We start from the raw sequence: 15,888 nt of genomic DNA, 5'->3' as shown, positions 1-15,888 counted from the left end.
GGCACGGCAAGACGTGCCATAGAGCGCGAATTGCGCAAGCGCAATTCGAATTCCCCCGCAAGCGGGGGAATAGAATTCCGTAAACGGAATTCTAAAACGCATCATAATTCGCGCAAGCGCGAATTATGAGCGACCGCGCAAGCGCGGTCGTCTGGGCGGGCAGCAAAGGGGACGAGTGCATCACGTGCGGCACTGTGTAGCTACTGGGATCCCAGCCCACTGCCCCGCAGGGTTGACGGCCGATCAGGTCTGACGGGTGGTCATAGGGAGCGGTGGCAGGCTCCGCTTGCGCTCCACCTGAACCCCTCCAAGACCCCCATTCCCGTACGACCACCCCTCAAAACCGCTCCGCCAGAGCACACACAAACCGGCCACCAAAGATTCGGACGCGCTCGCTCGCCAGACCGAAACGCAAACATGGCACATCGAAATGCATCATGATGTGTGCTGTGTAGTAATTGGGATCACGGTACGCCACCTCTTAGCCTGTAGAGAAAAGCCACACACAGAATCCAAAATTACCGGGGTCGAGTTCCCCAATATCGGCACAGAATCCCCGAATAGAGATGCCGGAATTCGGCGTGCGAAGGCCAGCGGAGTCGAACGGACCCCGTGACGGAGATTTCTCCTCTACCAGTGAGCCACCTGATTTTCCGCTCTGTCATTCGATCCCCATGCGGCCCGACTTGCGGGACCGGCCGGACCCGCACGGCCGAGCGCGGCGGCGGAGCCGACGCGCAGCAGGACACCAGTCGCGTCCGATCCCCGAATGCCTCCGCGCCGACCACGCCCGCCCCCGCCCCCTTCTCTTCTTCACACGGGTAGGGAGTAGCGGCAGCAGAGGGGATGTCAGCAGGCGTACCAGGCTCTGTTGTTGGGGTGACCTGGGGTGAAACGGAGACGCTCCAGGAGCCTGCGCAACATCTAGCGCAACCTCTACCGCAACACCATGGCGCAACATCCGGCGCAACCCGCAGCGCAACAGGGGTTCCACCCAAGCAAAGGAGACACTATTATATGAAGTACCGGGGGAGGCGACCCCCGAGGAACGCAAGGGACCAACGAAGGGGAAAGACGTGGAACTTACGATCACTGACGGGATCGTGCGCGGGGTGCGCGGTGCGGACGCGCCCATGACCGAGCTTGCGGTTCGGGCCCGCACGATCGCGAACCTTCTGCCCCTGCTGTGCGCGCGAGCAGGCGTGAAGATCGTGCACAACTCCGACCGGAATTACACCGGAATTCGGTTCGAGACCAAGGCCGCTGGTCCGGTCGTCCTGGAAATGCCGATGGGTGAGGAGCCTTACCGTCTGGTTCAGGAGTTCATCGACCCGGACAAGGCGGGGCGTACGGAAGTTGAGTTGCGGCGATTCCCGCAGATCTACAAGCCCCATGGAATCGCGCTCATCACGGCCGATTTCCTCCGGTCGAACGGGTTCCTCAAGTAATCCGCACGGGGGCACCCCGGTAGGGGTGCCCCCGTCCCCCGGCATCACTGAAAGGAGAAGGGAAGCCATGGAGAACACGCGGATTCCAGAGCAGGCCCAGGAAGCCGGAGCGCCGCTCACGGACGCCGAGAAGGAGCAGGCCCGTTACGCGCTCGCCGAGTTGGCGCGCAGCGAGCGGGACCCGGATGCCATGCGGGTATCTCGCGAACAACTGGACGTGGTCCGGTCGTTCTTCGAGTTGGGTTGGGCCATGGGTGTGCGCACCGGCCACACCGGCCCGGCCATGACTGATGTGCCGGTCGACCGGGTGACGGTTGACCGCGCGTTCGTCGGCCTACTGCTGTCCGAGCGGGTGGCGAATCAGCTTGCGCTGGCGGTGGCGCGCAGCCTTGACCCGCAGGACTCCGGTCCCGTGCTGTGGCAGAAGGTCAGGTATCACGGCAGCGTGACACGGTGTCACGGCGTGTACTGGGTGCAGGCGATCAAGGCCCAGGCCGGACCGGTCGTAGCGGACGTCCGCTACGACCTGTGCGAGGTGATCAGCGGCATTCCGGTGACCGCTGTCACGAACGTACGGCGGCAGAGCATGACGCCGCTGCCGGACTTCCGCGCGCCGCTGGTCTAAGTGTGCTGGTCAGGGGTGGGTTCACTCACCCCTGAAACACACTAATATTGAGTTTGTCGGAGGGGCGGTGGCTCCGCCCCCCCGACCCGCAGAAACCAACAGCGAAGGGGAACATCGCATGACTCAGCAGTACGCAGAGCGCGCCACGGCAGCAGCCCCCAGGGGTGCCCGCAACGCCGATCTCCGTGACCTGGTCACCATCCTGGAGGACCACAGGAACCGGAAGCTGGACGTCGTGGCTTCCGCGTCCGCACTGTCTTTCCGTGACGGGAACGTCCAGGTCGAGGGCATCGAGCGCCAGATCACGGAAGACGGCGTGACGGACGTCGACGGCACCTACCGCCCCACCGCCGTCGCCGATGAGGGCATAGCGGACAAGCTGAAGATCCCGGTGGGCTACCTGCGCCGCATGCGCGCCGAGAACGTCCCGCTTCTGGACGAGAACGTGAACGCGTGGCTGCGTCAGGACCCGCAGCGCAAGTTCATGCTCCGTGCGCTCCGTGGCGACAGCGGCCCCGGCATGCCGCCCGCCGTGGGCGTGGCCCGCGCTCTGATGTCCGACAGCTACAAGGTGATGGACAACCTGGACATCCTGTTGGCCGCCCTGGAGGGCGTGCAGAAGTCCGGGCACCCCACCGACGTCACCGGCTGTGATCTCACTGACCGTCGCATGTACGTGCGGGTCGAGTCCGAAGCGGTCGCGCTCAGCGCGCCCGAGCTTCTCAGCGGGTACCGCTCCCCGTTCGACGGCCGCAGCGGCGACGAACTCCCGGTGATCTCTGCCGGGTTCGTCATCACGAACAGCGAGGTCGGTGCCGGAGCGTGGTCGATCACCCCGCGTGCGGTGATCCAGGTCTGCCGCAACGGCCTGACGATGCCGCAGGACGTCATGCGGGCCGTGCACATCGGAGCCAAGCACGACGAAGGAGTCGTGTCGTGGTCGGAGGAGACCGAGAGGAAGGAACTCGCGGTCATCACGTCGAAGACGGCCGACGCGGTGCGCACGTTCCTGTCGCGTGAGTATGTCGAGGCGAAGGTGCGCGAGATCCAGGTAGCCGCCGGTAAGGCCGTGGCCGAGCCGACGAAGACCATCGAGCACGTCACCAAGACGCTCAGGATCAGCAACGAGACCAAGGAGACGATCCTTTCCCACTTCATCCGGGGTGGGCAGATGACGGCCGGGGGCGTGATGCAGGCAGTCACGTCGACCGCGCAGACCCTCGCCGACGCCGACCAGGCCGCCGCCCTGGAAGCGCTCGCGCTGCCCGCCCTCACGGCCGCCGCCGCGCACGGCTGACAGACCCCCGTGCGGGCCGGGCACCTCCCCCAGCCCGGCCCGCACGGGCCCCCAGCGCTCCAAGCGCGGAGCGTTCGCGGGCCTGCACGGGCCCCGGAGCGCGGGAGTGCTCCACGAAGCCGCCGCACGCGGCACACAGACGCCGTGCGGGCCGGGAAACTCCCCGGCCCGGCCCGCACGGGGCCACCCGCCCCAAGGGCGGAGCGCGCCACCCACCGCCGCCCACCGCCACCCCGCCGGCCATTTGCCGACCGCATCTCACCAAGGAGCAATGCGCCATGCCCGCACGCCCCGAGCTCATCCACCCCGACGAGGCCTCCACCGAGGCCGCCATGGATCGCAGCCTTGAGGCGTTGGCCGCCGTGTTGCAAGCGGTCGGCCCCGGTGAACACACGTTGAGCATTGCGCTCCAGCGGACCGACGGCGCCCAGCTCTCACACACCGCCGATTTGTCGCTCGCGACCAACCCCATGCGCATGGCCGTCCTGGATCCGGACGACTACTACACACTCGCCATGCTGCTCGTGTTCGCGCTGGAGGGCAGCACCGTCGAGAGTGCCGTGCTGATAGCCACCACGGCCGCCGAGCCGCGCCCCCGTGCGTTCGGCTGGACCGTGCGGGGTGGATGGCTGCACCCCATGGACACCGCCGACGTCCAGGCCGTCGTCATCCCTTGCCCCGGCAGCTCAGCAGTCGACCGCGAGGTCTACCCCGCCCCCGTACTCATCGGGCCATCCAGCATCGAGGAGGAAGACAGCTGTGTCTGACACGTCCGCCGGCACCACGGAACCCGCCGACATCCCCGCCCGGCAGCCGCTCCCCGGAACCCGGATCATCGCCCACCGTATCCCCGTATGGGGGATCGAAGGCCCGTACCTCCACATGGACGCCGCCGACATCCACACGACGTACGCCCAGGCAGCGGGCCGGGCAGGTGACTATCCTGCCCGCACCGCACAGTTCGGCCGTCAGACGGACGGTCAGGGACTGGACAACTTCCTGCGCGGCAACCTCAACTTCTGGCTGTCCAGCGAGGCGACGGTGACGGACGACGGAGTCATCCGCTACCGCCAGACCCGCAACCACTCCACCACCACGTTCACCCCCGACCGGACGTCCGGCATTTTGCTCAACCGGCCGGACGAACAGGTCACGGCCGCCGCCTACCGCGTCACGGGGCCTAGCGGCGTCACGCAGGTATGGCGAGGCCGGGCCGTCCGCGATGCGGTCGCCGCGTGCCGCCGCAAGCCCGTAGTCGGGTGGCCCGCAGGGTGGGCCCACCTCATGCCCGACACCGCCATCCGGTTCGCCCCCGGAGGGTTTCCGTGGAGCGCCCCGGACATCTACACCGCCGAACCGGCCGACGAGCCCGCCGACTGGGGCACGCCGTGCGCTGAGTGCAGGTACCCGGAATCCGAACACGACCTGTCCCGGCTGTGGACCCGCTCGCGGACCGACGGCACCGGCCATACCTGCTGGACCTACAGCGCGCAGGCGTAGCCCTCACTAGCCCGTGCGCCTTCCCCGACCTCCCCCGAGGGGGAGGCGCACGGCCCCCAGGCCAGATCGCCTCTAGCCGCCCCTTTGTCTCCCCCCCCTTCGACGAACGCGGAGAGACCACAACCGCCCACCAGACCACCGCATCGCAACGACGGCGCTCGCACCGGGCCACCACGGCTCAGGAGCACACCGCCCACCGCGTCGACCACCACCAGGAGCAGCCGCCCATGAGCCCGAGTCTGACCGTCGTGACGCCCGCCGGCACCGTGCACGCCACCGCCCGCCCCCGCAACAACGACGCCATCGTGTTCGACCTCAGCGGGGCGATGCGCGGGAGCGTGCATGTCACTGGCACCCACCACGTGCGGTACTGGGACCAGTTCACCGCCGTCCGCGCCTGTCTCGGCCCCGTCAACGCCTTCCAGGAAACCGAGCCCGCCCCCGTCGACACACTGCCGCGGCTTGCCTGCAGCCGCACCGGCTACCGGGGCAGCCTCACTCTCTACCGCGACGCGCCCGCCGACCGCCCCCAGGTGTCCGCGTACCCGATGGAGTCCGACGCCGGACACGAGCCGTCGCCCAAGACAGCTGCGACGCTCACCGCCGTACTGCGTGCCTGTGCCGAAAACGTAGAGCAGCGCACGGACTTCCCCCAGATCCTCACCGCCTCCCGCGAGCGCGACACCCCCGCCCTGCTGCGGTTCCTCACCTGGTCGGCCGACTACCACCGCAGTGCAGCCGCCCGTCTGGAAGGCAAGGCCCGCGCCTCCCGGCCCGCACTGCGCGCCGCCGTAAGCGCCTGGTGGACCGTCGCGCGATGGTTCACCGCCCAACCGCACCCCGTGCTGCTGCTCATGCTCGCCAACCTGGACGGATCGTTGGCCCGTGACGTCGACGTCCAAGAGTGGTGGGGCCCCTACTGCCTCACCGAGGCTTCCGGCGAGCACGACCGCGCCCGCAACGCCGAGGCCGAAGCCGTCTCACTGCGCACCCAGCAGCGGACCCGGCGCACTGGCCGCGCCCCGCAGGCCGGTACGCCCACCAACGCACGGATGGAGATCGCATGAAGCTGCGCTGGCTCATGACGCTCGGAGAGCGCACCCGCCCCGACGCGCCCACCTACGCCGAATGCCCGCCCCCAGGCGAAGCCCGCGCCGCCGCACTGGTCGACGACTGCGGACAGCTCTTCCCCATCCTCCGGAACTGGCGACGGCAGTTCGGCAGCGAACTGACCGCATGGGCCGCCCAGGTCGAGGTCGACGACCTCGATCACCTCCCCCGCCACGTCACCGAGGACTGGGGCCCGGACGCGCTGCGGCTCGACACCGTGCCGGGCGGATACGTGGTGGTTTCCGACTACCGGCACCACGAACAGCCCTCCACCAAGGCACTCCAGCTCCGGGCCCAGCGCCCTGCTCTGGAAGTGGTGCCGGGGTCGCAGCCGTAAGCGCGCAGTTCAGGGGTGGATCCACATCCCTGAACTGCACTATTATTGGCGTTGCGGGAGAGGGGTGCCCCGCCCTCTCCCGCACCGGCGCTATCCAGCCGAGCACCCGACACTGAGGTCATGGCCTCGCACCTCGCTCGCCGTCCGGCCGAACAGGCCGCGCCCCCAGTCGGCTACTCCGCCCCAGCCCAAGGAGAGCTCACATGGCCCACGCAACCGCCCAGCTGATCGGCGACCGCTCCCATCAATGCGACGCCACCGCCACCTACTCCCACGACGGAGCGCGCGCGTACGTCCTGTGCGACGGCATCGGTTCCAGCGCCGAGGTACGGAGCTGGACCATCACCGCCGCCCGACGCGTCGCCCGCGCCGCCGCCCGAAGCGGCGAGGCCGAGGCCGGCCTGCGAGCCGTCTACAACAGCTACGCCGGCGAACCCGAGCGCAGCGACCCGTACGCGGACCTGCCCAACGCGTGTGTGGCTGTTGCTGTCACCGCCCCCGGCAAGCCGCTGACCATCGCATGGTGCGGAGACGTCCGGGCCTACATCCTCACCCCTGGCGGCGCCCTTCAGTGCCTCACCGCCGATCACAACTTCCGGCGCGTCTTCAGTCGCAGCCGCAACATCGTGACGTCCTACCTGGGGGCCTCGGAGTCGGACGACCAGAGGAAGGCCCGCTACGGACACCCCGCGATCGAGTCTGTCACCGGCACTGCGGAGGCGTGCCGCCTGCTGCTCGCCAGCGACGGCGCGTACGAGCCCCTGGAGGACTCCGCCCGCAATCTCGCCGACTACCTGAAGAGGGACCCCAAGCGGGCCGCAACGGACTTCGCCGCCGCCGCCATCGAGCACGCCTCAAGCCATGCCGACAATGCGACTGTCCTGGTTGCCGACCTCCCCGCAGCGGGCTCGCGGGAGTAAGTCGCAGGTCAGAGGCGGGTTCACAGCAAGTAGATATGCACTATTATTTATGTAACGAGAGGGGGTGGCCACCCCGCACCGCCCCCTCTCGCCCGGAAACCCCGACACCCGCCGCCAAGCACGCGTGCCACCAGGACGACGACGATGCCCGACGAACGCCCCTACTTCGTCATCGGACAGTGGTCCAACCCCGACCTCGAGGTCTGGGACGTCCGGAAAGCGCCGGACGACCCGGACGAACTCGCCGCCGCCCACGAGGAACTCGGCCGGGACGCCTAAGAGGCTTTCGGAGGCGTCGAGACCGTCCACGCCACCACGCCAAGGAGGCCGAGGCGACCGCGCGCCGCGAGGCAGCGGAGACAGCCGAGCGGATCAGCCGGGACATGGCGCGCCTGCGGGGAGCGGCGCAGCACGGCAACTCCGCGCCCCTGCAAGGGGGTCCCCCACCACTACAGGTATGGCACAACGGACAAAGGAGAACCGCGCCCGTGGCCACGTTCGCCCACATCACCCCCGCGCGCTGCACCCAGTTGGGCAACGCCCTCACCGCCGCCGGCCTCGCCTGGGAGGACAACGGCAACCAGGCCTGCCCCGAGCTGCTCACCTACACGGTCACCGACCCCCAAGGACGCCACTGGACCATCGACGCGGCCACCAGCAACCAGATCACCCCATCCCGGCCCGCAAGCCTCTGGCAGGCCCAGTGCGCCACGCCGATGCACCGGACCCCGGTCATGTCCGCCCGCGCGCTCGCCCACAACATCAGGGACTTCCCCGCATGACCAGCCCGCTGCGGCCGTGGCGCCCCGACGACTTCGACGACCGGTGCGAGACCTGCGGCGCAGCGCCAGGTCAGCTGTGCAAGCCGTGGTGCGACACCGGCTACACCGCCGAGGACTTCCGCCGCGACGCCGAGCGCCACGACCAGGCCGCCGAAGCGCGGCCGCACCGCCCACCCCCGGAAACTCCCGCCAGCCCCCCCCAGCCGTGAAACCGCCCTCAGTTCACAGGAGCACGCCCCTCTCAACCGGCGGCGCCCAACCAGGCCCCCTGCGAGCCCACTTACCGGGAAAGGCTCTACACCCATGATCGACAGCCGCGTCTGGATCGACACCAGCTTCGGACCCTTCCCCGCGAAGGTCGACCCCGCCGACCGCTGGAACAACTCCCTCAGGCCGCGCTTCACCCTCGACACCGTCCGCGAGGTCGCCGCCCGCACCCAGGAGATGGCCGAGGTGTGCGGGTACGAAAGCGTCGACACCGCGCACGTCATCGACGGCGACACCCTCCGAGGTGGGCCGAGGGCCGTCGTGCTGTTCGTCACCTGGCGGCACTACGACGCCAACCCCGAAGAGGTCACCCACGTCATCACCCCGGACGAAGAGGGCCTGTACACCATCGGCGCAGGCTGCTGGGCCTGGGGATTCGTCCCCTGGAAGTGCGTCTGCGGGTTCCGGATGGACTGGCACGTGGCCCGCTGCCCCGCATGCAGGGCACCTCGCGACAAGGAGCCGCCGTACCTCCTGCCCGACCCGGCAACGATCTCGACCGCAGCCCACGCAGCCGTGAGCGCCAGTCAGACGGCCAGCGAGTCCCTGGGCCGGGTGATGGCCGTCGTCACTGCGGCCGCCGTCCGCGACATCCTCACCGGCCACGACGCCAACACTCGCTTCGACGCCGCACGCCTCGAACTCCTCGAAGGCTCACACGGCGCCCTGTCCGCAACCGGCCGGTACTGGACGGTCGCGGGCGAAGAGCGCACCTTCGCCCGCGACGTCGGCGACACCGACGCCGGCAACGCCCTGCACGACATGAACGAGTGGGTGGCATACCTCGGCGACAGCAATTACCACGTCTGGCGCCCCCTCTGCGACGAGCTGCCCGACCGCGACCGCCGACCGGCCTACGCCCTCGACCTGGTCAAAGCAGCCCAGCTCCTCACCCCCTGACATCGTTTACGCAGGTCAGAGGCGGGTTCACACACCAGCAATATGCACCATTATTGACATAGCGGGTCCGGGGAGCTACCCAGCGCGTACGCCAAGGCCAGAGCCTCGCCCCCCTACCCCCTTCGCGTCTCGGGAGTTGTCTTGTTCACTTCGCTGCTCCGAACCCTGCTCCCGCCCCTGATCCGAGTGACCGCCCGCACTCTCACCACAGACACGCCGCCGCTGCCGCCGACCGCCCGCGACGTATTCGGCGCGGACCTCACGGCGGAGCAGGCCACCTCGTTCAACCGTGCCCGCGTGGCGACCTGCACTGCCCTGGCGCTGTACCGCAGCGGCCAGGAGCTCGACCACCTGAGCGACGACGACATCGACACCGCCGTGCGCGCCCTCAAGTTCCCCTACTCCCGCCCCAGCGAAGAGACCCGGGCCGCCATCCGCGCAGCGCTCGCCGTGCTGGAAGCCGACCCCACCATCAGCGTCATCTGACCAGCGCGCCGGGCCCTGCGCAGGCGGGAACCGGCGCCGGAGGCCCAGCCATGTACCTGGTCACCCCCGACCCCGAACACGGAATCGTTGCCGCGCCCCGCGCGCCGGAGAACCTCACCGCCGAGACCGAACAGGCCCTCACCGCACGAGGGTTCATCTGGGACGACAGCATCGAAGCGCACGTTCGGCCCACTCCCGCAGGCGAGGCGACATCCACGGCAGCGGCCGTGGCCGCCGAGCTCCGCTCCCTGGGCCATTACGTCATCACCCCCGCAGCCGTCGCGCTCGCGCAGCTCCCCATCTGAGACCCGGCCACCCAGCCGCCCAGCCCGAACCGGAGGGACATCCCATGGACGCAGCCACCGCGCCGGTGCTCACCACGGACGCCGTCACGGTCACGACCGACCACATGGGCCGCCTGTACGCCGTCATCCCGGACGACGTCGCCCGCCCGCTCGCCGTCGCCGCACGCAAGGGCATCGACCCCCAGGCGCACGGCATGTTCTTCGAGTCCGACCCACACCTGGCCGACTCCTGGGCCGCCACCACCGTGCGCACCAACTTCGAAGCCGTTCCGTCCTCGCCACTCGCCCAAGACGACGACCACGCCTGGGGTCTGAACCTGTACCCGAAGTACGGGGGCGGCACCTTCTACGGGCCATCGTCGGCGAGAGCGGATGGAACCCCGACACCCGCTGGTGGCGCGACTACGAGCAGACCCGTGAACTGCGCGTCCGCGGTGGCGCGTCCATCGTCGCCGCGAGCCGCCCCGCCCTCGCCGGAACCTGCACCTTCTGACAGGCCCCCACCACCGAACCCGAGCGCGCGCACCCGGGCGTCCGTCGGTCCTCCGGCGATCCCCCCCCCCGCTCACGACACTCGCGAAAAGACTACGCGGTGTCCGAGCCCAGACTCCCGCTTGCAGCCGCCGACCTGTCCGCGCTCACCGACCGTCAACGGGCTTGGTTCTCCACCGGCCGAGGCCCTGTGTCCGTACGGCGCTACGCCCGGCACTCGGACTTCGTCCGTGCCGCCATGCGCTCCGGCAACGGCCAGGACCGCGCAGCTCTGCTGACTCTGCACCAGGAGGCGTACCCTCTCGCCCCGGCGTGGCTGGCCGCAATCGCCGAGACCACCCCGGACACGGCCGACCACCGCAACCCCTCAGCATCGATGACGTCCGTGCGGCTGCTCGCACGGATGACACCGGACAAGCGCAACGGCATCCCGAGGCTGAGCGACGGATCGGTCGGCTCGAGCATGCCCGGCGCCACCGCCCGCGTCTGGCCCGACGGCCGCATCCAGCTGCGCGGCACCACCGGCCGCGTCTGGCCAGCCGCCTGGAAGGCTCACAGTGGGACCACTTCCAGGTGGCCGCTGTAGCCGACGCCGGCCTGCGCCTGCTCTGCGCGCCCGAGGCTCAGCACATGACCCGCACCGGCGAGCCCTGCGGGTGGCACCGCCCCTACGACCGCCCCGGAAACACCAGGAGGGACGCGAAACGCAAGGGCAGCCAGATCTACGACGCCTCCACCACGTCGTCCTGCTCCTGCGGCTGGAGCACGACCTCCCCATCGCAACTCGGCGCCCGGGCCATGGCCGAGCACCACCGCCGGGAAGCCACCGGCAGCACGGCCAAAGCCCACCAGCCGCGGCGTCCATAGGCACCACTACACACCGCCATGCACGCCCACCGCCCCGCCCGAGGCACCGCCGTCCCTGCACCCCGCATGGCTCAAGGAGAGCTCCGTCATGCATGGGAGCTGGCCCTACGCCCGTGACCGTACTGAAGGCGCGTGGGCCAGTGGAGCGCCATTGTCGTCGCAGTCCGCCGCTCCCCACCACCCGGCCGGTCTCCCGGCCGGCGAGACTGCCAGCCGTGGCCGAGCACCACGTCAGAAATCCCCGCCCTGCCCAGGAGGAGCCCTTGCTGGTGACCGTGCATGGGAAGGTGGTGAGCGGACCCTGTCGTGTGGCGGGCTGGTGCCGCCCAGAAGTTCGGTGCCGTAGCGGGCACGGGTCAGGTCGAAGCATCCGCTGCCGTGCTTGGCCCGCAGGGTGCGCAGAGGGCCGGTCCATCACCCGAAGTGAGATAGAGACCATGAGACGCTTAAGGCGTCGGTGGCCCCGGTGTGCGGGGTTGCTCGTGTCGGGAGCAATACAGCGGCCGGAGAGGAAGACGGGGCACGGGTGTACGTCACGAGGGTCCAGCTCAGGAACATCAAGGGTTTCAGCGGCAAGCGCGTAGTCGACCTGGCCTTGCCCGGGGGCAGCGGCTGGACGGTGCTTGCGGGGCGTAACAGTTCCGGCAAGTCGACCGTGTTGCAGGCCATCGCGCTGGCGTTGGGCGGACCGGCCGTCGCACGTGCGTTGGTGGCGGACTTCACCGGCTGGATCACCCATGGTGCCAAGAGGGGCGACGTGGAGGTCCACGTCACCGGCCAGTCCGGTCTTGACGGCTTTGCGGGTCCCGGGAACACGCCGGTGGGTGAGATCTCTCTGGGCCTGCAGTGGACGCGCCCGGATGTGGAGGACCACCGTGGCCAGCGGCCGGAAATGCGGGCGCTGGACAGCAAGGGAAGAAGCGGCCCTCGTGGTCCGTGGGTGGAGAACCCGATCGGCTGGTTCTGTGCGGGCTACGGGCCCTTCAGGCGGCTGACCGGCGGTTCCGACAAGGCGCAGCGTCTGATGCTGAATCAGGGGCCGAGTGGGCGTCTGGCCACGCTGTTTCATGAGGATGCGTCGCTTTCCGAGGGAGTGGCGTGGCTGGTGGATCTGCGGCTGCGGTCGTTTGAGGAGAATCGCGAACGTGGCGTTGCCGGTCCGTTGCTGAATACGGTCCTGGATCTGCTGCGGGACGGGCTGCTGCCTGACCGCTACCAGGTCAAGCGGGTGACGGCGGACGGCCTGTGGGTGGTGGAGGACGGACTCAAAGGACCTGGGTTCCCGTTGCAGGAGATGAGCGACGGCTACCGGACGGTGGCGGCTCTGGTGCTGGACATCGTCCGGCAGATCCACGGGGTCTACGGGCATTTGGAGACCGCGCCGACCGCGGGCGGTGGCGTGGCGGTCCTGCAGCCGGGTGTGGTGCTGATCGACGAGGTGGACGCGCATCTGCACGTGACGTGGCAGCGCAAGATAGGCGGCTGGCTGCGGGAGCACTTCCCCCACATCCAGTTCATTGTCTCCAGTCACAGTCCCTACATCTGCCAGGCCGCCGACGAGGGCGGGCTGATCCGGCTCTCCGGGATCGATGAACAGCAGGCACCGGAGGTGGTGGCCGAGGACCTGTACCGGCGGGTCGTCTACGGCAGCGGGGACGACGCCGTCCTGTCGGAGCTCTTCGGCCTGGAGACGCCGTACTCCGGTCGTGCCGAGCGGCACCGACAGCGGCTCGTGGCGCTCGAGCGCAAGGTGTACGCGGAGACGGCCACTGATGAGGAAATCGCCGAGTACCAGGAGCTGGCCAGCTTGCTGACGAGTTCTCTGGAGAGCAGGGTGGCCGAGGTGTCGGCACGCCTGGAGCAGGAACGGTGATCCCGCTTCAACGCGTCGCTATCTCCGCGAATGCGCAGGTCCTGCTGACGCGGTGGACGCAGAGGGTTGAGGATGCCGGGGCAACCGGGCCCGCTGCGAGGGAGATGTGGCGCATCGCGGCGGCTCCCAAGGGGCATGTGCGCGCGGCCTTGGAGTCGATGGCCCGCGGTGCCCTGCGGTGCATGTACTGCGACGACAGCCGCGGCACGGACATCGACCACTTCGAACCGCTGGAGAGGGCGCCTCTGCGGGCGTTCGTGTGGCCCAACCATCTCCTGGCCTGTTCGTTCTGCAACAGCAACCAAAAGCACCGCAAGTACCCGGTGGACGCGCAGGGGGCCTGCCTGCTGGTGGACCCCACCACAGAGGATCCCGCCGAGCACCTGCTCCTGCGGCTGTCGGCCGGCATCTACGATCCGCTGTCGGCCAAGGGCGAAGAGACCATCCAGGTGTTCGGTCTCAACCGTTCCGAACTCGTCAAAGGACGGGTCGATGCCTTCGTCCGCGCCTGCTCCATTCTCCGCGACTGGCACGGTCTGCACCGGAATGCCGACCCGGAGGCCGAGCGCGTCGCGCAGGCGCTGCTGGACTCGCCTTTCATCGATGTCGTGCACGCCATGACCCGACTCACGCCGGGCGCCGCAACGGTCATCGTCGGCCGGTCGACCGTCTCGGCCCTTGATGCCTGGCGCGCCGTGCACCGACTCCCGTTCCACGCCGATCAACAGCACATACTCGCAGGCGCTGCCAACGCCAGCAGCATGGAAGGCGTCGCCGACGACACCCTCGCGGACGACGAGCGCTACTTCCAGGGCCAGCCCAGCAGAAGCAGCAATGTACCCGTGCCGACCATGCAGAACTACGGCCTCACCTGGACCGAACCCGACGGCACGCCCCGCGCCTCCGGCGTCGCCTACGACGAGCCCAGCGCCCAGGATCGTAAAGATGCTCTTGAGAGCGCCCACTGCACCAGCGTGGAGATCATGGCCGTCAAGCCAGGCGAACTCCCCCAACCGCGGAGCTGACGAGCAGCCCGGCAGGAGATGGTTCACGACCCGGGTGACGTCGACATCACCAGCTTGACCAGACGCGGTTTCGACACCTGTAAATCTTCACCGGCCGCAATGCACTGCCATGGTGAGGTCATAATTTCCGCAAGCAGATCGGTCGCGTGCGCAGAAAGCCTTCAGCACGCTGTACGCCGAAGGTCAGCCGCGCACCGCCGCGCGATCCCGGTGCAAGGGCCGCGACGGGCCCCGACCGGACCGGATCCAGCGCCCGCATCCGGTCCGGTCGGCCTGGTGGCTTGGGACACCGCATCGGCCCGCGGCCCGTTCCGGTCCTCTGTCACGCTCCCGTGTCGACGTCACCTGCCGGACGGTTCACGCTGCCGGCATTCAGCCCTGCCGCCGGCCCGGATGCATCCAGCAGGGCTTCCATGAGGGCCTGGTAGCGGTCCAGGTCGGCGGCCCAGTCGGGAACGACGAGGTACTGGACGGTGCTGAGCGCGATCGCGGCCTCGCCGAGTCGTCCGGACGGTGCTACGCCTCCGACACGACCCACTGGTCCCACATCACGTCGTCCATCAGTCTCCCCAGGATCTCCGGCTCACTGTCCGCGCATTCCATCAGAAGTTTCGCCAGCGCCCCGCTCGCCTTGGTGCAGGCGCGTACCGCTTCGCACAGCAGCCGGTCATCCGCCGTCTCGACAGCGCGGAGCAGCCCGCGCAGACCGTCTGCCAGCGGAGAACGGGCCCGCAGGTCGACGCCCGCTTCGTCGGCGCTGATGTGGGCGGCGCCGATCCGGTCGATCTGTTCCGGCGCCCCGGTCCAGACGCTCTGCCACGCCTCGGTGAGCTCCTCGGGGCTGACGTCGGTCATACCGCCGATCAGGAGACGGGCACCAACCTCTAACAGCGCCTTGTCGAACGGGTTGGACACCGACCGGGGCTCCGGCAGGGCGAGTCCCGCAGCGGCGGCGTGCACACGCAGGATGCCGTCCAGGTCGCGCCCGATGGCGCGCCGCCCGGCCAGGAGCCGATCGGCCATCTCCTGCCTGGCCGCGAAGGCGCAGTCGCTGTCCCCGGCCGGGATCCGGAAGGGATCGATTCCCCTCCGATGCAGGGGCAGCTCGAGTGTCCTCGTCAGGGCCCGGCGCAGCCGCTGTGCGCTGTGCGGGGTGTCGTCGATCGCCCAGAACACCCAGCCCACCCAGCTGATGCCTCGTCCGGTCTTGGACAGAGCCGCGAGCCAGGCGGCCCGGTGCACGATCTCCGGCCGGATCGCACCCGTTGCGGAATCGGTCCACTGCGCTACCGGAGGCAGCCATCGCTGCCCGCGCCACCGTTCGAACTGGTACGGCGTGGCGGTCACGTCGCATCGCGCGAGCTCGGCAACCAGGACCAGTTCCAAAGTGCCGGGCGGGGTACGGGTCATGGTCGGCTCCCTCGGTCCTGCCCTGACGCTACGGCGCCATAGACGGCCGCCGCCGCGGTAACGGCGCTCTCCCACGCCTGGCTCAATGTGGCCAGCACCGCGGCGACGGCCACCAGCAGCAGTACGAGAACCCAATGGGGAGCCCACGGCCCGGACGAACGCATCCTGCTCACGCACGCACTCCTTTCCACGGAGGCGGCCCGCCGGCTTCATACGGGACAGCCCTCCTGTCCAAGCCGACCCG

General features: G+C 69.1%; 20 protein-coding genes. 18 read left to right on the top strand and 2 right to left on the bottom strand.

Annotated elements, in window-relative coordinates:
* The first annotated feature begins 1,076 nt into the window (after positions 1-1,076).
* The 18 genes from OHU34_RS46295 to OHU34_RS46210 all read left to right on the top strand — a co-directional run bounded on the left by OHU34_RS46295 (position 1,077) and on the right by OHU34_RS46210 (position 14,234).
* Positions 1,077-1,448: a hypothetical protein gene (locus OHU34_RS46295; protein WP_331733059.1), complete on the top strand. Its 372-nt coding sequence runs from the start codon at positions 1,077-1,079 to the stop codon at positions 1,446-1,448.
* 67 nt (positions 1,449-1,515) lie between these two features.
* Positions 1,516-2,073 (top strand): hypothetical protein, encoded by a 558-nt coding sequence (locus OHU34_RS46290; RefSeq protein WP_331733062.1) that lies wholly within the window; start codon positions 1,516-1,518, stop codon positions 2,071-2,073.
* A 118-nt stretch (positions 2,074-2,191) separates the two neighbouring features.
* The gene (locus OHU34_RS46285; protein WP_331733065.1) at positions 2,192-3,370 is read left to right on the top strand and encodes a DUF932 domain-containing protein; all 1,179 of its coding nucleotides are present in this window, start codon (positions 2,192-2,194) and stop codon (positions 3,368-3,370) included.
* 278 nt (positions 3,371-3,648) lie between these two features.
* Positions 3,649-4,137, top strand: coding sequence for a hypothetical protein (locus tag OHU34_RS46280; RefSeq protein WP_331733971.1), 489 nt, complete (start codon positions 3,649-3,651; stop codon positions 4,135-4,137).
* On the top strand, positions 4,130-4,870 hold the full coding sequence (locus tag OHU34_RS46275) for a hypothetical protein (protein WP_331733969.1): 741 nt from the start codon (positions 4,130-4,132) through the stop codon (positions 4,868-4,870). The genes OHU34_RS46280 and OHU34_RS46275 overlap by 8 nt, the downstream gene beginning before the upstream one ends.
* A 227-nt stretch (positions 4,871-5,097) precedes the next feature.
* Entirely contained in the window at positions 5,098-5,937 is an 840-nt protein-coding gene (locus OHU34_RS46270) for a hypothetical protein (protein ID WP_331733967.1), read from the top strand.
* Entirely contained in the window at positions 5,934-6,317 is a 384-nt protein-coding gene (locus tag OHU34_RS46265) for a hypothetical protein (RefSeq protein WP_331733965.1), read from the top strand. Before OHU34_RS46270 ends, OHU34_RS46265 begins: the two co-directional genes overlap by 4 nt.
* A 203-nt stretch (positions 6,318-6,520) precedes the next feature.
* Positions 6,521-7,237 (top strand): PP2C family serine/threonine-protein phosphatase, encoded by a 717-nt coding sequence (locus tag OHU34_RS46260; RefSeq protein WP_331733963.1) that lies wholly within the window; start codon positions 6,521-6,523, stop codon positions 7,235-7,237.
* Between the two features lie 144 nt (positions 7,238-7,381).
* Positions 7,382-7,516, top strand: a complete 135-nt coding sequence (locus tag OHU34_RS46255; protein WP_331733961.1) for a hypothetical protein — start codon at positions 7,382-7,384, stop codon at positions 7,514-7,516.
* Between the two features lie 209 nt (positions 7,517-7,725).
* On the top strand, positions 7,726-8,019 hold the full coding sequence (locus OHU34_RS46250; protein ID WP_331733960.1) for a hypothetical protein: 294 nt from the start codon (positions 7,726-7,728) through the stop codon (positions 8,017-8,019).
* Positions 8,016-8,228, top strand: coding sequence for a hypothetical protein (locus OHU34_RS46245; protein ID WP_331733958.1), 213 nt, complete (start codon positions 8,016-8,018; stop codon positions 8,226-8,228). The genes OHU34_RS46250 and OHU34_RS46245 overlap by 4 nt, the downstream gene beginning before the upstream one ends.
* Before the next feature lie 94 nt (positions 8,229-8,322).
* Positions 8,323-9,186 carry a hypothetical protein gene (locus OHU34_RS46240; protein ID WP_331733956.1) on the top strand — a complete coding sequence of 288 codons (864 nt, stop codon included), beginning with the start codon at positions 8,323-8,325 and terminating at the stop codon, positions 9,184-9,186.
* Between the two features lie 186 nt (positions 9,187-9,372).
* Positions 9,373-9,672: a hypothetical protein gene (locus tag OHU34_RS46235; RefSeq protein ID WP_405772815.1), complete on the top strand. Its 300-nt coding sequence runs from the start codon at positions 9,373-9,375 to the stop codon at positions 9,670-9,672.
* Between the two features lie 50 nt (positions 9,673-9,722).
* On the top strand, positions 9,723-9,977 hold the full coding sequence (locus OHU34_RS46230) for a hypothetical protein (protein ID WP_331733952.1): 255 nt from the start codon (positions 9,723-9,725) through the stop codon (positions 9,975-9,977).
* A 592-nt stretch (positions 9,978-10,569) separates the two neighbouring features.
* Positions 10,570-11,055: a hypothetical protein gene (locus OHU34_RS46225; RefSeq protein WP_331733950.1), complete on the top strand. Its 486-nt coding sequence runs from the start codon at positions 10,570-10,572 to the stop codon at positions 11,053-11,055.
* Positions 11,043-11,336, top strand: coding sequence for a hypothetical protein (locus OHU34_RS46220; RefSeq protein WP_331733947.1), 294 nt, complete (start codon positions 11,043-11,045; stop codon positions 11,334-11,336). Before OHU34_RS46225 ends, OHU34_RS46220 begins: the two co-directional genes overlap by 13 nt.
* Positions 11,337-11,862: 526 nt before the next feature.
* Positions 11,863-13,209 (top strand): AAA family ATPase, encoded by a 1,347-nt coding sequence (locus tag OHU34_RS46215; protein ID WP_331733946.1) that lies wholly within the window; start codon positions 11,863-11,865, stop codon positions 13,207-13,209.
* Between the two features lie 182 nt (positions 13,210-13,391).
* Positions 13,392-14,234 (top strand): hypothetical protein, encoded by an 843-nt coding sequence (locus OHU34_RS46210; protein ID WP_405772813.1) that lies wholly within the window; start codon positions 13,392-13,394, stop codon positions 14,232-14,234.
* 322 nt (positions 14,235-14,556) lie between these two features.
* Here the strand turns inward: OHU34_RS46210 and OHU34_RS46205 are convergent, their stop codons facing one another.
* Together OHU34_RS46205 and OHU34_RS46200 are read right to left on the bottom strand one after the other, a co-directional pair.
* Positions 14,557-14,772 (bottom strand): hypothetical protein, encoded by a 216-nt coding sequence (locus OHU34_RS46205; RefSeq protein WP_331733942.1) that lies wholly within the window; start codon positions 14,770-14,772, stop codon positions 14,557-14,559.
* Entirely contained in the window at positions 14,751-15,644 is an 894-nt protein-coding gene (locus OHU34_RS46200; protein ID WP_331733939.1) for a hypothetical protein, read from the bottom strand. The genes OHU34_RS46205 and OHU34_RS46200 overlap by 22 nt, the downstream gene beginning before the upstream one ends.
* Positions 15,645-15,888 lie beyond the last annotated feature (244 nt).

Source organism: Streptomyces sp. NBC_00080, assembly GCF_045041255.1.
Classification (GTDB): Bacteria; Actinomycetota; Actinomycetes; order Streptomycetales; family Streptomycetaceae; genus Streptomyces; species Streptomyces coriariae.
The sequence above is the reverse complement of the archived record's forward strand: the minus strand, read 5'-3'. Positions and strand labels throughout refer to the sequence as shown.